The 20819-nt window shown below is 47.9% G+C and carries 21 protein-coding genes and 1 other RNA gene; 13 read left to right on the top strand and 9 right to left on the bottom strand.

Annotated features, from left to right (window positions below; all coding sequences use genetic code 11):
* Window positions 1–254: 254 nt before the first annotated feature.
* On the bottom strand, window positions 255–728 hold the full coding sequence (locus LRP49_RS23885; protein ID WP_274146007.1) for a helix-turn-helix transcriptional regulator: 474 nt from the start codon (window positions 726–728) through the stop codon (window positions 255–257).
* Window positions 725–2089 (bottom strand): type II toxin-antitoxin system HipA family toxin, encoded by a 1365-nt coding sequence (locus LRP49_RS23880; RefSeq protein ID WP_274146006.1) that lies wholly within the window; start codon window positions 2087–2089, stop codon window positions 725–727. The genes LRP49_RS23885 and LRP49_RS23880 overlap by 4 nt, the downstream gene beginning before the upstream one ends.
* Window positions 2090–2744: 655 nt before the next feature.
* On the opposite strand from LRP49_RS23880, the gene LRP49_RS23875 reads away from it, so the two are divergent.
* The gene (locus LRP49_RS23875) at window positions 2745–3032 is read left to right on the top strand and encodes a helix-turn-helix domain-containing protein (RefSeq protein WP_274146003.1); all 288 of its coding nucleotides are present in this window, start codon (window positions 2745–2747) and stop codon (window positions 3030–3032) included.
* Between the two features lie 103 nt (window positions 3033–3135).
* On the opposite strand, the gene ssrA is transcribed toward LRP49_RS23875, so the two are convergent.
* Together ssrA and smpB are read right to left on the bottom strand one after the other, a co-directional pair.
* Window positions 3136–3503: a transfer-messenger RNA gene (ssrA, locus tag LRP49_RS23870) on the bottom strand.
* 45 nt (window positions 3504–3548) lie between these two features.
* On the bottom strand, window positions 3549–4034 hold the full coding sequence (gene smpB, locus LRP49_RS23865; RefSeq protein WP_067419998.1) for an SsrA-binding protein SmpB: 486 nt from the start codon (window positions 4032–4034) through the stop codon (window positions 3549–3551).
* Between the two features lie 112 nt (window positions 4035–4146).
* On the opposite strand from smpB, the gene LRP49_RS23860 reads away from it, so the two are divergent.
* Complete coding sequence (locus LRP49_RS23860; RefSeq protein ID WP_274146001.1) at window positions 4147–4581, top strand: SRPBCC family protein; 435 nt, start codon at window positions 4147–4149, stop codon at window positions 4579–4581.
* The gene (locus LRP49_RS23855; RefSeq protein ID WP_274145999.1) at window positions 4571–4921 is read left to right on the top strand and encodes an RnfH family protein; all 351 of its coding nucleotides are present in this window, start codon (window positions 4571–4573) and stop codon (window positions 4919–4921) included. Before LRP49_RS23860 ends, LRP49_RS23855 begins: the two co-directional genes overlap by 11 nt.
* Before the next feature lie 112 nt (window positions 4922–5033).
* Here the strand turns inward: LRP49_RS23855 and ppk2 are convergent, their stop codons facing one another.
* Window positions 5034–5870 carry a polyphosphate kinase 2 gene (gene ppk2 / locus LRP49_RS23850; RefSeq protein ID WP_274145998.1) on the bottom strand — a complete coding sequence of 279 codons (837 nt, stop codon included), beginning with the start codon at window positions 5868–5870 and terminating at the stop codon, window positions 5034–5036.
* Window positions 5871–5986: 116 nt separating this feature from the next.
* Window positions 5987–6721, bottom strand: a complete 735-nt coding sequence (locus LRP49_RS23845) for a copper homeostasis protein CutC (protein ID WP_274145996.1) — start codon at window positions 6719–6721, stop codon at window positions 5987–5989.
* Window positions 6722–7104: 383 nt separating this feature from the next.
* Between LRP49_RS23845 and cspE the strand changes: the two genes are divergently transcribed.
* A complete protein-coding gene (cspE, locus tag LRP49_RS23840) occupies window positions 7105–7314 on the top strand; it encodes a transcription antiterminator/RNA stability regulator CspE (RefSeq protein ID WP_067420003.1) in 210 nt (69 codons plus the stop codon).
* A gap of 555 nt (window positions 7315–7869) precedes the next feature.
* Here the strand turns inward: cspE and LRP49_RS23835 are convergent.
* Window positions 7870–8472: a peroxiredoxin C gene (locus LRP49_RS23835; protein WP_067420004.1), complete on the bottom strand. Its 603-nt coding sequence runs from the start codon at window positions 8470–8472 to the stop codon at window positions 7870–7872.
* 130 nt (window positions 8473–8602) lie between these two features.
* Here LRP49_RS23835 and LRP49_RS23830 point away from each other — a divergent pair, with 130 nt between their 5' ends.
* From LRP49_RS23830 to aceA, 3 genes are all read left to right on the top strand, one after another.
* Entirely contained in the window at window positions 8603–9499 is an 897-nt protein-coding gene (locus LRP49_RS23830; protein WP_274145994.1) for a hydrogen peroxide-inducible genes activator, read from the top strand.
* Window positions 9500–10208: 709 nt separating this feature from the next.
* On the top strand, window positions 10209–11816 hold the full coding sequence (aceB, locus tag LRP49_RS23825; protein ID WP_274145992.1) for a malate synthase A: 1608 nt from the start codon (window positions 10209–10211) through the stop codon (window positions 11814–11816).
* 57 nt (window positions 11817–11873) lie between these two features.
* On the top strand, window positions 11874–13178 hold the full coding sequence (gene aceA, locus LRP49_RS23820) for an isocitrate lyase (RefSeq protein ID WP_274145990.1): 1305 nt from the start codon (window positions 11874–11876) through the stop codon (window positions 13176–13178).
* 65 nt (window positions 13179–13243) lie between these two features.
* On the opposite strand, the gene LRP49_RS23815 is transcribed toward aceA, so the two are convergent.
* On the bottom strand, window positions 13244–13855 hold the full coding sequence (locus LRP49_RS23815; protein WP_274145989.1) for an acyl carrier protein phosphodiesterase: 612 nt from the start codon (window positions 13853–13855) through the stop codon (window positions 13244–13246).
* Between the two features lie 21 nt (window positions 13856–13876).
* Window positions 13877–14332 carry a CBS domain-containing protein gene (locus LRP49_RS23810; RefSeq protein WP_274145987.1) on the bottom strand — a complete coding sequence of 152 codons (456 nt, stop codon included), beginning with the start codon at window positions 14330–14332 and terminating at the stop codon, window positions 13877–13879.
* A 178-nt stretch (window positions 14333–14510) separates the two neighbouring features.
* On the opposite strand from LRP49_RS23810, the gene LRP49_RS23805 reads away from it, so the two are divergent.
* The 6 genes from LRP49_RS23805 to yajC all read left to right on the top strand — a co-directional run bounded on the left by LRP49_RS23805 (window position 14511) and on the right by yajC (window position 20799).
* Window positions 14511–15482: a serine protease gene (locus LRP49_RS23805; protein WP_274145985.1), complete on the top strand. Its 972-nt coding sequence runs from the start codon at window positions 14511–14513 to the stop codon at window positions 15480–15482.
* A gap of 191 nt (window positions 15483–15673) precedes the next feature.
* Window positions 15674–16687, top strand: coding sequence for a S1 family serine peptidase (locus LRP49_RS23800; protein ID WP_274145983.1), 1014 nt, complete (start codon window positions 15674–15676; stop codon window positions 16685–16687).
* A 232-nt stretch (window positions 16688–16919) separates the two neighbouring features.
* Window positions 16920–17915, top strand: a complete 996-nt coding sequence (locus tag LRP49_RS23795) for a serine protease (RefSeq protein WP_274145981.1) — start codon at window positions 16920–16922, stop codon at window positions 17913–17915.
* A 143-nt stretch (window positions 17916–18058) separates the two neighbouring features.
* The gene (gene queA / locus LRP49_RS23790) at window positions 18059–19114 is read left to right on the top strand and encodes a tRNA preQ1(34) S-adenosylmethionine ribosyltransferase-isomerase QueA (RefSeq protein ID WP_274145979.1); all 1056 of its coding nucleotides are present in this window, start codon (window positions 18059–18061) and stop codon (window positions 19112–19114) included.
* 146 nt (window positions 19115–19260) lie between these two features.
* Window positions 19261–20388: a tRNA guanosine(34) transglycosylase Tgt gene (tgt, locus tag LRP49_RS23785; protein ID WP_274145977.1), complete on the top strand. Its 1128-nt coding sequence runs from the start codon at window positions 19261–19263 to the stop codon at window positions 20386–20388.
* An 81-nt stretch (window positions 20389–20469) separates the two neighbouring features.
* Window positions 20470–20799 carry a preprotein translocase subunit YajC gene (yajC, locus tag LRP49_RS23780; RefSeq protein ID WP_274145976.1) on the top strand — a complete coding sequence of 110 codons (330 nt, stop codon included), beginning with the start codon at window positions 20470–20472 and terminating at the stop codon, window positions 20797–20799.
* The last annotated feature ends 20 nt before the right edge of the window (window positions 20800–20819 follow it).

Genomic DNA, 20819 nt, shown 5'->3' with positions numbered 1-20819 from the left:
GAACAATAAAAAAGGCCAACCCTTTCAGGTTGGCCTTTTCCAAACGTTTGGTGGAGCTGGTGGAATCTGAATTTGCTTTTCATTGTCTTTAAAATCATTAACTTAAGAGTGTGCAATGGATTTGATGCAACTACCAATGTTACTAGAAAATCCTACTCTGGAAGGAACTGAACTCGCGTCTTCTTATTCCATTGTTATGCTATAGCCTAGGTCTTTTATGACAACTTAGTCTAAAGCAGGGCTCCAGACCTATTTTAATTCGTCGTTCCATCACTCTGTAATAACGATCTCAAGGCATTGGTTGAGGATGGGAGCAAGCCCACTCTCAAGCCAAAAGGCTTAAATGCCTTGTTCAATATGTCCGTTTTGTAACTGCCTCGGTCATTCTCAATATCTGAAAGCGTTTTTCGAGAAATATCCACCAGTTTTGCGTACACATCCTGTTTCAGTCCAAGTACATTGATCCGAAGGGCTTTCAAGGCTTGCCCTTGAGTTAACTCACCGAACAATAATTGCTTGATTATTTTGTTGGCGACATTTTTGCGTTCAGCGGCATCAACAGGTGTTTTGTTCTTTGAAACCCTTTGGATTTTTGGGGAGTTTGAAGCACCGTTTCCCATTACATCTCTATCATCAAATTGTGCTTGAGAAGGCTGTATACGGTTAGCTTTAAGGCGAGCAACGGTTGCTTTAGCTGACTCGTTGAGTGTCGATTTTTTTGTGCTCACAGAAGACCCCACTTAGTCAGTTTGTCTGATATATGGTTGAACCCTATGCCTGGTAGTTCGAGAATACTTTCTGGTACCCCCTTTGCTGCCAGTCTTTCCTTGAGATCAGTACATTGGCTTGCTGTATCGCGCAGAGCCACGAGTAAGGTCTCGCTAGGCACTAGGTCTGACAACGTGTTGGCTATTCCCACAAAATCATAGGTTCCGCCAACCTCCAAAGGTGCCCTCCATTTGGTTGTTCTTGGTATGCCTTCAGGATCAGCTTTCATCGGCGCAAAGTCGTAAATGGGTGCAAGTTTGATGTAGCCATCTCCTTTGAGGAACGATGTATTACGCCCGTGGTTATCGCTATTTCCAAAGAGGATATTAAGAAGGTCTCTTTTGACCCACTCGATAACAAATGACTGAATATCAAACTGATACCCTTGATGCGTCACCATGTAACTCTGAGTGATTTTATCATTGAGAACTCTGATGGTTTCTTCATGATCTAGGGTAACACCAGCACTTTTCCCCAAGATGGAATAGACCGACTCCATGCCAAATCTTTCAATCTTCCCTTGAGAGTTATAGCTAATGTCAAAACGAGGAAGCCACAATGAAGGGTAGTTTGCGCCTTCTTCCAAACGCATGTGTTCGATGGGGATGGTGTCAAACCCCATTTCTGTAAGCTCATGATAGTAAAGAAACTCTGCGCGAAGAATATCGCAATCTATGTCACTTCTTGAGCCTCTTGGGTATTTGACTAAATAGTGCAAATCCCGATTGTTGTTGTCGTCCTGATAAGGGTCTATCCATATTTTCCAGTTACTTGGATCATCTTCGATAGCGGCGCGGAGAAGGAGCTTGGGTGCTTCTCCTCCTGCACCTGTTGCACCGCCAGCCGCCGCTCCTCTCTGTTGGGCATAATCTAAAAAGTCACTGGCGCGGCTTTTTACATCTTCTACTGAGAAGACGAGACTATCTGCAAGCTCGAACCGATCAGGGAGAGAGTCTTTGATTCTAAGATTACCAACTGGAGACATGGTGCCATGCTTCAACAAGACGTAGTTTTGCTCGGCAGTGGGAAGGTCTTCAATTTCTAATTGTTTAACCCAGTATTTCCTGCTGGCACCACTGGGCATGATGTCGTCGAGAAACTTCAACCAACCTGGCTCTCCGTTGTCATCAAAGAAAAAAGCGACAGGGTGGTTGATGGAGACCGCGTGCAGGTCATCTTTTTCAAAATGGTCAATGGCATAGCCCTGGAGATAGTCAACAGCGGTCACCTTGTAGTTGTGTTGGTCACTTTCAGGAAACGAAATGATGGCGATATCGAGCCATTGTTCATTGATAAATGCCTGAATGGTCAGTTGTTCCATCACCATTGCTCCAAAATAAACTAATGCGTATTAATTTACGCATAAATTGCTCGTATTGCAATTAATGAGTAGTTTTCTACCCAAAGAGAAGCATGAATGCGCTCGAGCATAGTAATAAGAGTTTATATGAAGACACTGTCACTTAAAGGTTGCGAGTAGTTAATTACTCATAATCTGATTCATGCTTAATTAAAGAGTGTTGTTTTACGCAATAATGGCTTTCTGATAAGCATAATGTAAGCTTATGTACTCATTAACTATTTTAAATTTGACATTGGCAAACCTGAGGGGAAAAGTGCCAAGCGTGGTTCCAATTGGAACCAGTCAAAATAACGCATGAGTGGCGGCTTAAGCCAACAGCTAATCTATGGTGTAAGTTGATCTTGCTTATTAACTTATTGTTCTTACGCTAATTATATTGATTTGATTTTTATCGATGTACCTTTCGGTGTACCAATTCGTTAGGGTTACCCCAATTCTTCACCTAAATAGAGCATATTTCCTCAGAATCTAACGCGCGTATCTAACTCAACAATACAACCCTAAAGTTGTTCGCGGGGCTACGTACAACCTTAAAGTTGTTATAGGTTTTTTTTTACAACTAATATGTTGTTTATTGTGATTGCTACGACGATAGAGTTGTTTGAGGTGTGCAGTGAAGAATGTTGATGAAATTGCAGCGTTGCTCATTGAGCAACGTAAAAAGCTAGGTATCGAGCAAAAAGATATGTACATGCGAATCGGCATGAAGCAGCAACAGTACCAGCGCATTGAAGCGGGGAGCGATGTAAAACTATCAACCTTGCTTAGGGTGCTTGAGGGGCTAGACTTGGAGCTATCGATATCTCCCAAAGGTACGCCAGCTGATACAACCGGCTTTAGCAGAGCCGGAGTTGAGTTAGCTGATGACGTTGATGATCTCGATTTTTGGTTTAATTCATAAGATAGCTCATGAGCAAAAGTCATTGAGTCAAATGGCTTGCTTTTGAAAATATAGGCACAACAAAAAAGCGCCAACCCTTTCGAGTTGGCGCTTTCCAAACGTTTGGTGGAGCTGGCGGGAGTTGAACCCGCGTCCAAAATCAGTCTAACTAATGGCGCTACATGCTTAGTCTATCTTTAATCTCGTCAGTGTGCTGCGAATAGACACGCTACAAAAAGACATACCAGAATTCTATTTCGCGGTTCAGCTCTCTAGTCAAAGCTTCCCTCGCTATCCTGATTGGGTTTGACTGCCCTGATTCCCCGTCCTACAGGCGGAGGCTAGGGAGGGCAGGCTCTAAGCAGGTTATTAAGCTGCTAGTGCGTAGTTTTCGTCGTTTGCGACTATTTTTTTGCGGCTTTTTACGAGGCAAACCGCCCCTCGGCATGCTCCACGAGCCTTCTTGATCCTGTCGAATCCTGAATCAGCCCCGGAATATGGCGCAGATACTAGCATAACATGCTGCTGCGTCAATGATTATCTGGCTGCAGCCTTCATGATACGCGCTTTGTCGCGCTGCCAATCGCGATCTTTTGATGCATCGCGTTTGTCATGAAGCTTTTTACCTTTTGCCAGACCAATCTTAAGTTTAGCCCACGACTGTTTCCAGTACAGGGAGAGTGCGACAACGGTGTAACCTTCACGGTTCACTTTGCCAATCAAAGAGTCGAGCTCGCGACGCTTGAGCAGCAGTTTACGCACACGTGTTGGGTCAGCCACTACGTGAGTAGAAGCAACATTCAACGGGGTGATGGTCGCACCCGACATGAAGGCTTCACCATTTCGGAAGAACACGTAGCTCTCACTGATGTTGGCTTTACCTGCACGGAGCGATTTCACTTCCCAGCCTTGGAGCTCAAGCCCGACTTCAACATCGTCTTCGATGAAGTACTCGTGGCGAGCTTGGCGGTTCTGCGCAATTGTATTGCTGCCCGCTTTATTCTTTGAATTTTTCTTTACCATAATGGCACCATTATACGGCAGTGATTCTCTCTGGCGATATACTTTTTATGGGTTTTTTTGCCTAAATTCAGTCCAGTGATATGATGTCGGCATCGACCTGTGAGGAGATGCTATGCCACGTATTACCCGTTCTGCCCTCGTGCCGTTTAGTGCAGAGCAAATGTTTAAGCTTGTTAATGATGTTGAAGCCTATCCGTCTTTCTTGCCTGGCTGCGCCGGTTCGCGCGTGCTGGAAGCAAGTGACAGTGCGATGACGGCTTCTGTTGATGTTGCTAAGGCAGGTATTCGCAAAACCTTTACTACCCGCAATGAGTTAGTGGAAGGCCAAGCGATAAAAATGGAATTGGTCGATGGCCCGTTCCGTAAGCTGGTGGGCGGTTGGCATTTCACTTCGCTGGATGTTGACGCATGCAAGATTGAGCTGAACTTAGATTTTGAATTTACCAACAGTCTGGTTGAAATGGCGTTTGGTAAAGTGTTTAACGAGCTGACGTTGAACATGGTAAAAGCGTTTACCCAAAGGGCGAGAGACGTATATGAGCGATGAAAAACTGCTGCACGTGGAAGTGGTGTATGCCCTGCCGCAGGAACAGCGCGTGTTTAAGGCGATTGTGACGCCGGACATGCATGTCGAAGACATCATCCGTCATTCTGGGGTGTTAGATGCTTACCCTGAGATTGATCTGAAAAAGAACAAAGTGGGTGTGTTTAGCCGTTTGGTAAAATTAGACGCGCTGGTACACGATGGCGATCGCATTGAGATTTATCGCCCTTTGGTGGCTGACCCGAAAGAAATTCGCCGCCGCCGTGCAGAGCGCGCCAAATTGGAAGGCAATGCTGACCCGGTTACGGGTGGCAAGGTAAACCCGCTACGCAAAGCGGAGTAAGCGTTTACCTGTTTGATGCTTAAACGTATGAAGGGCAGCCGAGGCTGCCCTTTTTTGTGTCTGATTGTTGAGGGGAGCCCCGCTGAAGCGCCCTTTAATGTGCGTAACGTGTTTAGTCATCACCGAGCGCAACATCGTGGGCGATGTCCGGCACAAAGCGTTGGCTGTCGAGTGGCGCGCGAATATAGCCTTCTTGGTTGATGTCGGGCAGGGCAATATCGTCGTAGGTGATGGTTTCATACGGGATGCTGGCAAGCAGGTGCGAGATACAGTTTAGGCGTGCGCGCTTTTTGTTGTCAGCATCAACGACCCACCAAGGCGATTCTTTGGTGTCGGTGAAAGCGAACATCCTGTCTTTGGCTTCGCTGTATTCAATCCAGCGGCTGCGTGACTCCAAGTCCATCGGGCTGAATTTCCAACGTTTGATGGGCGTTTCAATCCGCTCTTTGAAGCGTTTTTCCTGCTCGTCGTCGGAAACAGAAAACCAGTACTTCAGCAAGATGATGCCTGAACGCTGTAGCATGCGCTCGAACTCGGGACAGGTGCGGAAGAATTCTTCGTATTCATCATCGCTGCAAAAACCCATGACTCGCTCAACACCTGCGCGGTTATACCAGCTTCGGTCAAACAGCACGATTTCGCCTGCAGCGGGTAGGTGCGCCACATAGCGTTGGAAGTACCACTGGGAGCGTTCGCGTTCGGTGGGTTTGTCGAGGGCGACAATGCGGCATACACGTGGGTTGAGTTTTTCGGTGATACGTTTGATGACACCGCCTTTGCCTGCGGCATCACGGCCTTCGAATACCACAACGACTTTCAGGCCTTTGAGCTTGACCCATTCTTGCAGTTTGACGAGCTCGGTTTGCAGCTCGGCGAGTTTGTCTTCGTAGGCGGCTTTGGTGAGTTTCACCTTCTTGGTTTTCTTTGTGGTGTTGTCTGGGTTTGCCATCAACCGCTCCTTTCCGTTTGAGCTTTGGATTCTGATCACCCTAAAAAGGAAGGGGGATCATTTCAATCCCCCTTTTTTAGAAAGTGCCAAATGGCGCGGAAAAATGCGACGTTCGGTTAGCGCAAGGCGGCGATGGTGCGCTGGATGATGTCAGGGTTAGTGACGGTAATGTCAAAGTCGCTGTCACTGTTGCCCATGGTCGCTTTCTCGTTGCGATAGTTCATCAGCGAGGCGCGGGTGGTTTTGCCAGAGAGGTGAATTTCGTGCGCGCCGGTGGACTCGATAATCAGCTTGGCATTGTCGGGTGATACACCCGCTCCCGGCATGATGCTGAGTCGGCCTTGGGTGAAGGCAACCATCTCTTTTAAGGTGTCGATGCCCAGTGCAGCACTTTTGGCGAGGCCGGAGGTCAGCACACGCTCTGCGCCGTGGGTCATCAGAAACTCCAGGGCGTCAAACGGGGCTGAGCAATGGTCAATCGCGCGGTGGAAGGTAACACCTAGGTCGCCAGCAGCCTTGAACATCTCGCTCACGGCGTCTTGCGCAATTGTGCCGTCTGCATTCAATGCACCGATGACAACGCCATGAAGGCCTGCTGAGCGCGCCATGTGGATATCGGCGAGCATGATCTCGATATCATCACTGGAATACAGGAAGTCGCCTTCACGGGGGCGAATGATGCCGTAAACAGGGATACCACTGATGCGTGCGGCCTGTTTCATATAACCGGCACTGGCAGTCAGACCGCCGGTTGCCAAAGAGCTGCACAGTTCGATGCGTCCTGCGCCGGCGGCTTGAGCAATAGGAAGAGATTCAAGGCTGTCGATACAAACTTCGACCAATACAGACATTACGCGTTCCTCGCTATGAAATTACGCTCATCATCAATGAGATATGGTTAAAATAGAAGCGGGTAGGGTGTAAAAGTTTGGTAAAAATCGGGTGACTAGTTACAGAATGCACTAAGTGGTTAAAAAATAAGCAATGCGTAAAATTGTTTAAATAAAACGCACGATATCGCTTTACTTTGGTGGCTGTTCCTATAGTATGAGCCTCGCTCTGGTTTGCAGAGTTATTAATGCAACATAAAGTTAAAGTAAGACCGCAGATTTCCTTCGTTAATACGATGACCTCTGTGTCCCCTTCGCTTAATCGTCACATTCAATAATTCAACATTCAGTGCAATACTCGCAATTTGCGATTTTTCATCGAATTTATATATAAGGGGCATAAAATGTCTAAGTCTACTGGCATCGTAAAATGGTTTAACGAAGAAAAAGGTTTTGGTTTCATTTCTCAAGACAACGGCGGCGCAGACGTATTCGTTCACTTCCGTGCAATCGCTTCTGAAGGCTTCAAAACTCTGGCTGAAGGCCAAAAGGTTTCTTTCGACGTTGAGCAAGGCCAAAAAGGTCCTCAAGCAGCTAACGTAATCAAGCTGTAATTGTCGTAAAAAGGGCCGCGGAGTAATCCGCGGCCCTTTTTTGCTATCTGGAAGGTGAGAATCTCACTTTCTAATGCCTCTGCGTTTTTTCGTTAGCTCTCCTTCTTTAGATTCTTTTCCTACGCGCAACGCTCTTTCTTCTCTCGTTTTTACCGCTCCATCTCGTTTTCACTGCATCATCTCGCTTTATTCGTACTCTCTCGATTTACTCTTTCTTACCAAGCACCAAGCACCAAGCACCAAGCACCAAGCACGCCAGTATCATCTATGATGACGCTCTGAATCCGTGTGCGCGGTATTCGGTAGTCCTTAAGCTTGTGGCTTTGTTGTTTAAACACTCAGTGTGAAACGAATGTGGTAGAGCGAGCTGTGCGTATGCTTTGATTGGCAGCAGGTGGGTTTAGGTTGAGTCGTGAAGGTGAGGTGAGACAGGGCGTTTCATAAACCCCAGATACAAAAAGGGCCCGGTGGTCCGGGCCTCATATTTTTTATAAGCTGACTTATTGGCTTTACGCTTACGCGTTAGGGACTGCTGTTGAGTAGCAGTCAGACCAATTACAGGTCTTCAGTGTGCTCAGACAGGTAAGCAGCAACGCCTTTCGGAGATGCGTCCATACCCGCTTTACCTTCTTCCCACTGTGCTGGGCAAACTTCACCGTTTTTCTGGTGGAAGTTCAGTGCATCAACCATGCGCAGCATCTCGTCGATGTTACGGCCTAGTGGCAGGTCGTTAACAACTTGGTGGCGAACCAGACCGTCTTCGTCGATCAGGAAAGAACCACGGAAAGCAACGCCCGCTTCTGGGTGCTCAACGTCGTATGCTTTACAGATTTCGTGCTTAACGTCTGCTACCAGTGGGTATTTAACTTGGCCGATACCGCCGTCTTCAACAGCAGTGTTACGCCATGCGTTGTGAGAGAACTGAGAATCGATAGAAACACCGATTACTTCTACGCCTTTAGCTTGGAAATCAGCATGACGCTTGTCGAATGCGATCAGCTCAGAAGGACATACGAAGGTGAAGTCCAGCGGATAGAAGAACAGAACTGCTTTCTTACCTTTGGTGAACTCTTTCAGGTTGAAGTTTTCTACGATTTCACCATTGCCCAGTACTGCTGCTGCAGTAAAGTCTGGGGCTTGACGGCCTACTAGTACCATTTCTCAGCTCCTAAAAATGTTTGTGTATCAGGCGATAACGCCTCGATTCATCTATGAACGGGACAAACTATAATGGAACTGCTAAATTGAAAAAAGTGGATTTAATAGATTAATGTAATCGGAAAAATCGATGACAAAGTTCCCTTCTCTCAAACAGCTTCATTATTTGGTGACATTGTATGAAACCCGCCACTTTGGCGAGGCGGCAAAACAATGTTTCGTCAGTCAGTCTACACTAAGTTCTGGCATTCAAAACCTAGAAGATTTGATTGGTTCTCAGCTTATTGAGCGTGATAACAAAACGCTTGTATTTTCTGCAATCGGCGAAGATGTCGTGTCTCGTAGCCGCGAAATTTTGGCTCGTAGCCAAGATTTAATGGAACTGACGCAAGTTAAGGATAGCCCCATGCAGGGCAAGCTGCGCGTGGGTTGTATACCGACCATCGCCCCATTTTTGCTGTGCGATTTGGTTCAGGCGGTGAATAAGCAGTACCCAGAGCTTGATTTGCTCCTTCGTGAAGATACCACCGCGAACCTGCTGACGGCGTTAAAAAGTGGCGAGATGGATGTGCTGATCCTCGCGTTGCCGGTAGATATTGGCAGTATGGCGAGCCGTGTTGTCGGGCGAGATGCCTTTAAAATGGTGATGAGCCGGATTCAGGCTGCGCAAGTCCACAAGCCTTTAAGCTATTCAGACTTACCGGATGAGTCGGTTTTTTTGCTGGAAAGGGAGCATTGCCTGACCGATCACGCGGTATCGGCCTGTAAGCTCACTTCAACGGCAAAAATAAATCCCTTTACCGCAACCAGTTTACACACCTTGGTGCAAATGGTGGCTAACGGGCTAGGGACAACTTTTATTCCTCAAATGGCGATCAATCACGGTCTTATTGAGAATTTGAACCTCGCGATTGTTGAGCCGCCAGGGCAGGAAGCATATCGCGAGATTGGGTTGGTTTGGCGACCAACATCAAGCCGAAAACCGACCTTTGACGTTCTTGCTGAACTGGTCGAGACGCTGCTTTAGCCAGATGTTTTTATCCTATACTGCTCGGTTTTTACTTGGCGATACCGAGCAGCATTCCCCCTTCCTTTCTCTCAAAACGATGAAATAGCCGTGCATTTTTCATCAGAGCCTACGGGTTAGAGTAATTCAGTAAAACTTTGACGTTATATTTCGGAATATCCTCTCATATCGGAATAATCTGCTAATTTCAGAAAAGAAAGTCATCTGCAATTCTGAAACTAACTTATGTAGGAATGCCGACATATTTTTCGTCACATATTAAGCGGTTACGAACGAATCCCGTCTATCCCTCAAATATCAGTCCAATGTTAACTTTTTGTTATAAAAAGAATTTCTGCAAGTATGGCGTACTGCTGCTACGTTTAAAACGTGGCATTTTCTATGTTTATAAAAAAGCTGAATAAGAAATTTAATTACGTAAGTAATTACAAAAATGCAACCTTGGGATGATTTGAATATAAACGGAATAAGAATCTGCAAATTGTTTTAATTTAGTGTTTTGAGTTAAAACTCTAAAATCACTTATAGTATTGATTTATAAGATTTTGAATCTATCTATACTTAAGTCTAATACGTTGGTGGGTGTTGACGTTCTTCGATAAATACGCAAGTTTATTGAGGAGTTTGGAGCAAATTGAAACCAATGTATTGCGCTAAGGGATAATGGCCAATGTTGTGATTTGGTTACAAATGAAAATGGAGGAAGGATATGGATTTGCAAGCACAACAAACTTCATCGCAGTTTTCGTTCAACCCAGCCATCACGGATCAAGAATCGGATGTCTTGACCGATGAAGCTCTTGCATTTCTCCATAAGCTCGCGAGCCGCTTTGCACATCGCGTTCCGGAGCTTTTAGCCGCTCGTGAAGCACGTCAGGCGCAATTCGACGCCGGTGACATTCCTGATTTCTTGCCGCAGACAGCGTCTATTCGTGAGGATGCGTGGAGCATTCGCGGTATTCCCGCTGATTTGCAAGATCGCAGATTGGAAATCACGGGTCCGCCTGAGCGCAAAATGGTAATTAATGCCTTAAACGCAAATGTGAAAGTGTTTATGGCTGATTTCGAAGATTCGTTCTCGCCGGTATGGGGCCCTGTTTTACAAGGTCAGCGGAATCTGACGGACGCGATTGCGCGCACCATTTCGTACAACAATCCCGCGACAGGTAAGCACTATGCGTTGGGGGATGATCCTGCCGTGCTGATTTGCCGTGTACGTGGCCTGCATTTGAAAGAAAAACATGTGCTGCTTGATGGCAAGCCCATTCCCGGTGCGCTGTTTGATTTTGCGCTGTATTTTTTCCGAAACCACAAAGCACTGCTGGAAAATGGCTCTGGCCCTTACTTTTACCTGCCTAAGTTACAAGCGCACCAAGAAGCAGCGTGGTGGAACGATGTGTTCTGTTTTGCCGAAGACGAGCTTGGGTTGTCACGTGGCACCATTAAAGCCACGGTCTTGATTGAAACCCTGCCTGCTGTGTTTGAGATGGATGAAATCCTCTTTAATTTGAAAGATCACATTGTCGCGCTGAACTGCGGACGCTGGGATTACATCTTTAGCTACATCAAAACATTCCGCAACCACCCTGACCGCGTTCTACCAGACCGTCAGGTTGTGACGATGGAAAAACCGTTTTTGAATGCTTATTCGCGTTTACTGGTAAGAACGTGTCACCGTCGTGGTGCGATGGCGATGGGCGGCATGGCAGCCTTTATTCCATCGAAAGACCCAGAAAAAAATGCGTGGGTGCTGGACAAAATCACCACGGATAAATCTCTTGAAGCCAAAAACGGGCATGACGGGACGTGGGTTGCGCACCCTGGGCTAGCAGATACCGCAAAATCGGTGTTCGACGCGGCATTGGGTGATAGAAAAAACCAATTAGACGTGACGCGTGAACACGATGCGCCCATCACAGCAAAAGAGCTCACAGAGCCTTGTGAGGGTGACCGTACGGAAGAGGGAATGCGCCATAACATCCGTGTTGCGGTGCAATACATTGAGGCATGGATTTCGGGGAATGGTTGTGTGCCTATCTATGGCTTGATGGAAGACGCGGCAACGGCGGAGATCTCCCGCGCATCTATCTGGCAATGGATTAAGCATGAGAAAGCACTAAGCAACGGAAAAACGGTGACGGCTGATTTCTTCCGCGCGTGTTTGGAAGAAGAAATGGCCGTCTTACAAGAAGAAATCGGCGAGGACGTATTTAACCGCGGTAAGTATGTTCAGGCGGCCAGTATGATGGAGCAACTGACCACCAGTGATGAACTTGCTGACTTCCTGACGCTGTCAGGGTATGAGCTACTGGATTAACGATTGAGTGGATGTAAAACCTACTACTAACTTTGCACATTGAGAGAGGGAAGAACAATGACACTGACGAGACAACAGCAAATCGACGCGCTGAAAAAAGACTGGGAAGAAAACCCACGTTGGAAGAATGTAAAGCGCACTTATACTGCAGAAGAAGTCGTTGAGCTACGCGGCTCTTTTGTACCGGAACAAACCATCGCTCAGCGTGGCGCAGAGAAGTTGTGGGATCTCGTCAATGGGTCAGCGAAGAAAGGTTACGTTAACTGTTTGGGCGCGCTGACGGGTGGTCAGGCAGTGCAACAAGCGAAAGCGGGTATCGAGGCAATTTACCTGTCTGGTTGGCAGGTGGCTGCGGATAACAACACCGCATCAAGCATGTACCCAGACCAATCATTGTACCCGGTTGATTCTGTCCCAGCGGTTGTAAAACGCATCAACAATGCTTTCCGTCGTGCGGATCAAATCCAATGGTCGAAAGGTGACACGCCAGAAACAGGTACCGATTATTTCTTGCCTATCGTGGCGGATGCAGAAGCGGGCTTTGGCGGTGTATTGAATGCGTATGAGCTGATGAAGCACATGATTGAAGCGGGCGCAGCAGGCGTACACTTCGAAGACCAACTGGCTTCAGTGAAAAAATGTGGTCACATGGGCGGTAAAGTACTGGTTCCAACGCAAGAAGCGGTACAAAAACTGGTTGCTGCGCGTTTGGCAGCAGACGTTGCAGGTACCACAACACTGGTAATTGCACGTACCGATGCGAATGCTGCGGACTTGTTGACGTCAGATTGTGACCCGTACGATAAAGACTTCATCGAAGGTGAACGTACTGCTGAAGGTTTCTACAAAGTGCGCGCGGGCATCGATCAAGCGATTGCGCGTGGTCTGGCTTATGCCCCATACGCTGATTTGGTGTGGTGTGAAACGGCGAAACCAGACTTGGAAGAAGCGCGTCAATTCGCGGAAGCGATTTTGGCAGAGCACCCAGATCAGCTGCTGGCGTATAACTGTTCGCCTTCTTTCAACTGGGAGAAGAACTTGGATGCCGATACTATCGCGCGTTTCCAACAAGAGCTGTCAGACATGGGTTACAAGTACCAGTTCATTACGCTGGCAGGTATCCATAACATGTGGTTCAACATGTTTGAACTGGCACATGCATACGCACAAGGCGAAGGCATGCGTCACTATGTAGAGAAGGTACAGCGTCCTGAGTTTGCAGCCGCAGATAAAGGGTATACCTTCGTCGCGCACCAACAAGAAGTGGGCACAGGTTACTTTGATAAGATGACCAACACCATTCAAGGTGGCGCGTCATCGGTAACGGCACTGACAGGCTCAACAGAAGAAGATCAGTTCTAATCGCATAGGCAAACCAAGAAACAGAAAGCCCAAGAATCCGCCACTGCGAACCTTTAAAAGCGACCTTAGGGTCGCTTTTCTTTTTGCTGCGTAGCAAAGGTCGAGGCCGCGTGTAATACCTCACTATATATAGAGGGAAAGTGTGCAAGCAGGGTGTCGCGGTGATTAATAACAACAGCAGCAGTATCAGCAAGCGGCCCCATTCTCGGGCTTCGCAACGACATGCGCTTTAACACAAACGGTAAGGTATCGATGTCTTTATAAGATGGAAGCCATTGCTCTTTCCACATTTTGTCATGCATAAACAGAAAGTGCTCAGGCAATGGGAAGGGCTCGCGAGCAACAGCTGCACGGCTTTCATGCTCAGCATCAAGTAAAAACTGCGCAAACGTTGTGGAGTGAAATGTACTCCATTGCGTGGCAAGCGCATGGTCCCAGAAAATGTCTAATGCGATGGCACTGTAACGATATAGGTGCGCGGGAAACAGTGCACGACATGTTTTTATCGCATCCAGCGAATCAATATAACTGTCGACATAACGATGAAGATACACGCCTTCAACGGTATCTTGCGAAAAGCGACCATCAGGCTTACCACGAACAAAATCCGCCAATAAATTGCCCATCAATTGGCTTTGGCACTGCGTTGCAACATGCAGGTGTGCGAGGAAATTCAATCCACCTCACTTACTGCTTTGTTACGCGGCGTCGTCGCTGTCTTCAAGCTCGAGCGGCTCGGCCTCTTCTTGCAATTCAATCAAGGTGATGGCAATCGCAACAAAGTCAGAATCAGTAATGATGCCGACTAGCTTATCGTGTTGTACAACGGGAAGGCAGCCTATTTTGTGTTTTTGCATATAAAGTGCCGCGGATTTAAGTCCCGCCGTGGGTGCCACGGTATACAGTGAACGATCAAGCAAGCGGTCGAGTGTGGCCTGCATGGGGTCGTTATCGCTCAGGGATTTTTCAAGGCTTGAGCTTTGTGCCGCTAAAACATCACGTTGCGTGACTAAACCTTGAAGGCGGTTATCGTCTGACACGATAGGGACGTGACGAATCCGTTTTGAATCCATCAGGCGTTTTGCGTCATTTATCGTATGCTTAATAGATAGCGTAAGTGGTGCTGGTGTCATCATATCGATCACGGTAAGCATATGACCTCCTAATTCCATTGAAAAAATAGGGTTATGAGATGAATGTAGCGAAAATGTATCGCGATTTAGGTGATGGCATTCATACTTTCTGACAGCAATACATCAAAGTTTTCTTGAGCATTTTTTGAAGGGGCTGATCGGAGCTGGATTTCATTTAAATGGATGTAACAGGAGTGCTATGCGACACATTGTGATGCTCGTTTTGACTCTGTGCTCTCTGCCAGCTTTGGCAGTAGATAAATCCCCCAATGTTGTTGGCGGCAGTGATGCCGTTATATCTGATGCGCCTTGGCAGGCGTTTGTAAAAATTGGCAACCGTTTCTGTGGTGGTGTGGTGATTGCCAACACTTGGGTGTTGACGGCGGCGCACTGTTTAGATTCTGCGGATGACGATGAAGCTTTCAGCCTCGTCAGTGCAAGCAACGTGACAGTCTACACGGGAACCGCTGAAACGTTTGGTGCGAGCTTTTCGAGCTTCTTATCTAATGTTGATGCCGTGTACGCCAACAGTACCTATAACAAAGACACGCTAGAAAATGACATTGGACTGCTCAAATTGTCATCCAGTGTGCATGCTAATGCCTCCGCGGTTCAACTGCCTTCCAATACGGTTCAGTTAGCTGTCGATGCCACGGCAGACACGTCAGCGAAAGACTTGCTGTTGACGGGCTGGGGTTACATTGACACCAGCCGAACGACCTCGACCAATACCTTGCAAAAAGCAACGCTCTCCACCATATCAGATGCCTCTTGTGGGACCTCTTGGGGCTCGACGGTAACCGAGGTATCTGATTATCAGAGCAAGTTTTTCTGTGCTCAGGAAACTGGAAAAGGTGCCTGTAATGGTGACTCGGGTGGGCCGTTGATTTGGTATGATCCATCGCGCGCGGGCGATGCAGATGGCGGGGCCACCTTGGTAGGCTTGGTAAGTTTTGGTGTTAGCTTTCAGTGTGCATCAGATGCTTATCCCGACGTATATACTCAGGTGTCAAACTATCTGAGTTGGATTTCGGGTTGCCAAGCAGGTTCATGCCCAACCTTGACCGCTGCGGCTGTCGCCACGAGCAGTGGCGGTGGAGGCAGTACGACGCTATTTCTGTTTGTGTCGGTTTTCTTTGCGTTTTTATTTAGGCAGCATCGCGCTGCCTAAGTATCACAGTGCATTTCACAATGTGCCTCCGACATTTCGCAATATAAACAATCAATTGCACGACGAAGTGAGAATTGCGCTGAATAACGCATAATCAGCGGTTTTCCTTTTTGTCTCTTCATTCCTCTTAATTTCGACTTACGATATCGTCACACCTGCACATTAACCCACGTAATGTTTTAGGGGCAGGGATGAACATAAGCAAATGGCTAGGAAGGCTGTTTCCGGTATTTTGTGTATTGGGAACAACCAGTGCTTTCGCAACGAATATTCAACCGACCATTGTGGGAGGGAATGAAATCCCTATCAGCAACGCGCCTTGGCAAGTGTATGTACAAGGGACTAACGGCGCGAGTTCTGTGGCGTGCGGTGGCACGATTATCGCGGACAACTACGTGCTAACCGCAGCACATTGCCTATATGGTTTTGATTCGTATTCATATAGCGTCTACGCGGGCAGTGCATATTGGCCGACAGGGTCGAAACACGAAGTGACGGCGAGTTTTCTCCATGAAGATTATAACGATGAGACCTTAGCCAACGACATCGCGTTGCTGAAAATTTCAGGTACCTTGCCGCTCACCGCCTCTGCGATAAAGCTTGTCGACGAAGATAATCAAATCGCGTTTGATACAGAAGCATCCTTAGGTCAGCAAGACAACCTCTATGTCACGGGCTGGGGGACGACAACGCAAGATCGCCAAAATGCCACCTTTAACTTGATGGGCACTCCCATGACAGGTGTGGCGGACTCAGTTTGCGTATGGAATACCGACGATGGGATTAATTACTCTCAAACGCGTGCAGACATGACCATTTGTGCCAACAATGACGAAGTAAAAGGGGTATGTACGGGTGATTCCGGTGGGCCGCTAACGTGGCAAGATCCGTCGCATGCCAGCGATACGGACAGCGGCATTCGTTTGATAGGTGTGGTGAGTTACACCTGGGCGGGAGAGTGTGCAAATACCCTGTATCCCGATGGTTTTGCGGAAGTCAGTCATTACCTCTCTTGGATTTCACAAAAAATGAATGAAGGTGGTGATGGCGGCGATGAGACACCTGGTGGTGGCGGCAACGGCGGCGGTGGTAGCGGCGGTGCGCTCGTCGGCGGCGGCGGTGGTGGCACTACCTCTGTGTTGGCTTTTGTTATTTTGTGTATCGCGGGTGCTCGTCGAATCGTCGAAAAAGGTATCGCACGTTAACCTCTCTCACTTTAAGAGAACTCCCTCTCTCGCAGGAGCCAATCAATAGTCTATTGATTGGCTCTTTGTTTTTTCATCGCGCTGGAATTCCACTTACCTTGCCTTGCAAATGAGAAATTCTTATTAGGAAAAAGAAACGCGCTTTACACCTTTCCTTGTCCATATATCTTCTACACCGCCAGCGCTATCGTCACTTTGCACAGTTGCATAGTTTTGAATGAAAGGCGCAAGGATGATGAAAAATAAATGGCTAGGGAAAGTGGTACTGGCACTTTGTGTGTTTTGGACCAGCAGCAGTCTTTTGGCAACAGAAAAACAGCCCCTCATTGTGGGTGGCTCTGCAATTTCTATTGGCACCGCCCCATGGCAGGTGTTTTTACGTGGTCAGACTCCTCTGAACACGGTGTCGTGTGGCGGCACACTCATTGCGAACAACTTTATCTTAACGGCAGCGCACTGCTTGCAAGGTTTCGAGTCCTACACCTTTACTGCGTATGCCGGAAATGCGTATTGGCCTGCTGGTAAGACGCTTCCAGTTATCGCGAGGTTCGTGCACCCACAATACGACAGTTCGACGCTGGATAATGACATTGCACTGGTCAAAATTTCAGGCACTCTCCCCGCAACGGCACGTAAAATTACGCTAGTCAATGAATCCAATCAAATCGCCTTTGATAATGAGGCGGCGAATGGAACAACGAACAACTTGTTTGTGTCAGGGTGGGGGGCAACGACACCAAATCGAAAAAATGCATCTGATAACCTATTAGGCGTGAACATGACAGGCATTGCCGATACTCAGTGTCTGTGGAACCGGGATAACTCGAACAACTACGTCCCTGAATGGGGAAATATCATCATTTGTGCAAACAGCACGGGGACACAAGGTGCCTGTATCGGTGACTCTGGTGGCCCCTTGGTTTGGAAAGATCCCTCCCGCGCAGGTGATGCGGACGGGGGGAGTCGTTTGATTGGCGTGGTGAGTTTTACGTGGCGGAATGAGTGCGCCAATAGCAATTACCCAGATGGATTTTCAGAAGTTAGTCACTACCTTTCTTGGATTTCACAGACCTTGAACCAGAACGGTGTTGATAATAGTGACGGCGGCAGCGGGGGTGGTGGCGGCACGCCTGTTGGGGGCGGCGGTGGCGGCGGCTCTATGGGTGGAATACTCATGCTGTCTTTATTCGGGGTTGCCTTGTTTAGCCGCAGAAAACGCCTTTCATAATTCCTGACAATTTCGCTATCGCATAGCGCGCGGGCGAACAGTACCAAACCACCTGAGCCATCAGGTGGTTTACTAACACTCTTGCTTGATATTGCAGCACAGCAGCCTATACTAGCGGGCTGCTTTAGAATGGGGCTTTTTCAATGCAAGTATCCGACTTTGACTTCGACCTTCCGGATGCGCTGATCGCGCGTTATCCGCAACCTAATCGTACCGCTAGCCGTCTGCTGCAATTGACGGGCAATACGGGCGAATTGCACCATAAAAATTTCACCGACATTTTGGATCTGGTTCAGCCGGGTGACCTGATGGTGTTTAACAACACACGTGTTATTCCTGCGCGTGTCTATGGTCGAAAAGCCTCGGGCGGCAAGATTGAAGTGCTGGTTGAGCGTATGTTGGATGACAAGTCAATTCTGGCGCATGTACGTGCATCAAAGCCGCCGAAGCCGGGTACACAGCTGTTCTTGGGTGAAAACGACGAGTTTGAAGCAGAAATGGTGGCGCGTCATGACGCCTTGTTTGAGATCCACTTCAGCGGCGAGCAAGCTGTGCTTGATATCCTGAATCAAGTTGGTCACATGCCACTGCCACCGTACATCGATCGTCCCGATGAAGACTCGGATAAAGAACGCTATCAAACGGTGTACAACAAAAAGCCGGGTGCAGTAGCAGCACCAACAGCAGGTCTGCATTTCGACGAAGACATTCTGGCAACGCTGAAAGAAAAAGGTGTGGAAACCGCATTTGTGACCTTGCACGTTGGCGCGGGTACGTTCCAGCCAGTGCGTGTTGATGACATTAATGATCACGTAATGCACGCAGAGTACGCGGAAGTACCACAAGACGTGGTAGATGCAGTACTGGCAGCAAAAGCTCGCGGTGGCCGCGTGATTGCAGTGGGCACAACGTCTGTTCGTTCATTGGAAAGCGCGGCGCAACATGCCAAACAGCAAGGCACTGAGCTCCAGCCTTTCTTCGATGATACGCAGATCTTCATTTACCCAGGCTACGAATGGCAGCTGGTGGATGCGCTAGTCACAAACTTCCACTTACCGGAATCGACACTGATCATGCTGGTGTCTTCGTTTGCTGGCTATGACAATGTCATGAATGCTTACAAAGAAGCCGTCGAAAATGCTTATCGTTTCTTCAGTTACGGTGATGCAATGTTTGTAACGCGCAAGACTGAGGTATAATCAGGGCTTGGCGTGAACTCGTTTGGTAAATCAAACGAAAGAAAGCAATTTTTTACTGGCTGTCCGCTATTGCGCCGACAGCCAGTTTTGTCTCTGTGCAAAGGCACATCAACGCCAGACTGTTTCTCTGGCAATTCGGAGGTATCGTGAAATACGAACTGATTAAGAAAGAAGGCCGTGCGCGTCGTGGTCGTCTGACATTTGACCGTGGTACGGTTGAGACCCCTGCATTTATGCCTGTGGGTACGTATGGCACCGTTAAAGGTATGACGCCAGAAGAAGTGGCGGAAACCGGTGCTGAAATTCTGTTGGGTAACACCTTCCACCTGTGGCTGCGCCCAGGTCAAGAAGTGATGCGTGCTCACGGTGATTTGCACGATTTTATGCATTGGCAAGGTCCTATCCTTACCGATTCAGGCGGTTTCCAAGTATTCAGCTTGGGCAAAATGCGCAAAATTACCGAAGAGGGTGTGCATTTCCGTAACCCAGTAAACGGTGACAAGATTTTCATGGACGCGGAAAAGTCGATGGAAATCCAATACGACTTGGGTTCTGACATCGTGATGATCTTCGACGAGTGTACGCCATACCCGGCGACGCACGAAGAAGCGAAAAAATCGATGGAAATGAGCCTGCGTTGGGCACAACGTAGCCGTAACCATTTCGATAAAATGGGCAACAAAAACGCACTGTTCGGTATCGTTCAGGGTTCTGTGTATGAAGACCTGCGCGATGTGTCTGTTGAAGGCCTGACCAATATCGGTTTTGACGGCTACGCAGTGGGTGGTTTGGCGGTTGGTGAACCGAAAGAAGACATGCACCGTGTTCTTGAGCATACGTGTCCAAAACTGCCGGAAGATAAGCCACGTTACCTGATGGGTGTGGGTAAACCGGAAGACTTGGTTGAGGGTGTTCGTCGCGGCATCGACATGTTTGATTGCGTTATGCCGACCCGAAATGCGCGTAATGGCCACCTGTTTGTGACTGGTGGTGTGATCAAGATCCGCAATGCCACACATAAAAACGATACAACTGCACTGGATCCAGAGTGTGACTGTTACACTTGCCGTAACTACAGCAAGGCGTATTTGCATCACCTTGATCGCTGTAATGAAATTCTTGGCGCACGCCTGAATACTATCCATAACCTGCGCTACTATCAGCGTTTGATGGAGAGTTTGCGTAACGCTATCGACGAAGGTAGATTAGAAACCTTCGTTCAAGAATTCTATGCACGCCGTGGCCGCGAAGTGCCACCGCTGAAAGAAGATTAAGGTTTCCAAATTGTCGGCGGGAGACCGCCGACAACGAAGAGACCAGTAAAAATGTTCAAATTAATACGAGGACGTACCTGAATGTTTATTTCACAAGCTCATGCAGCAGCAGAAGGCGCACCACAAGGTGGCGGTATGCAGCTATTTATCATGCTTGGCCTATTTGCCGTTATTTTCTACTTCATGATTTACCGTCCGCAGGCAAAACGTGTTAAAGAGCACAAGAACCTGATGGCATCGATGGGTAAAGGTGATGAAGTGCTGACCAACGGTGGCTTGGTAGGCAAAATCACTAAAATTTCGGAAGACAATGACTTCATCGTTATCGCGCTTGGCGCGAACAGTGAAGTAACTATTAAAAAGGATTTTGTGACTGCTGTTCTGCCAAAAGGCACGATTCAGTCGCTGTAAGCCCATCACCATAAAGGATC

It is taken from the genome of Enterovibrio qingdaonensis (assembly GCF_028683135.1).
In the GTDB taxonomy this organism is placed as follows: Bacteria; Pseudomonadota; Gammaproteobacteria; order Enterobacterales; family Vibrionaceae; genus Enterovibrio; species Enterovibrio qingdaonensis.
This window is presented reverse-complemented; position numbering and strand designations above follow the sequence as displayed.